This is a genomic window from Staphylococcus sp. HMSC068C09, assembly GCF_001813735.1.
GTDB classification, from domain to species: Bacteria; Bacillota; Bacilli; order Staphylococcales; family Staphylococcaceae; genus Staphylococcus; species Staphylococcus hominis.
In genome coordinates this window covers 1-381 of the sequence record NZ_KV813776.1, presented here as the reverse complement: position 1 = coordinate 381, position 381 = coordinate 1, and the positions used below count along the sequence as shown (strand labels likewise).

Below are 381 nucleotides of genomic sequence, written 5' to 3'. Positions count from 1 at the left end.
TAGTTTACTTCACGACAAAGAAAACAACAGTGAATTAGTGAAAGCAAAAGCGAAATTAGATGCAGCGATTGGTGAAGAAGATCCAACACCAGGAATGACGCCAGCAACAGCAGATAATTATAGAGCGAAAAAAGTAGAAGCAGAGCGAATTAGTGCAGAAGCCCAAGGCGTGATTAACAATGGAGATGCGACAGCTGAAGAAATCAGAAATGAGAAAGCGAAAGTAGAAGAAGCATTAACTCAATTAACTGAAGCAAAAAATGCATTAAAAGCAGATAAGTTGGTGCTAGAACAAAAACGCCCAGGATTAAATCATGTAGGAGTTACCGAAGGTAAGAAACCAGCAAGTGTGACTGCATACAATAATGAAATGACTAAAAT

1 pseudogene is annotated in these 381 nt (G+C 38.3%); it reads left to right on the top strand.

Features of this window, described 5'->3' with window-relative positions:
• Positions 1-381: pseudogene (locus HMPREF2930_RS09540) on the top strand (FIVAR domain-containing protein); the annotation flags it as partial.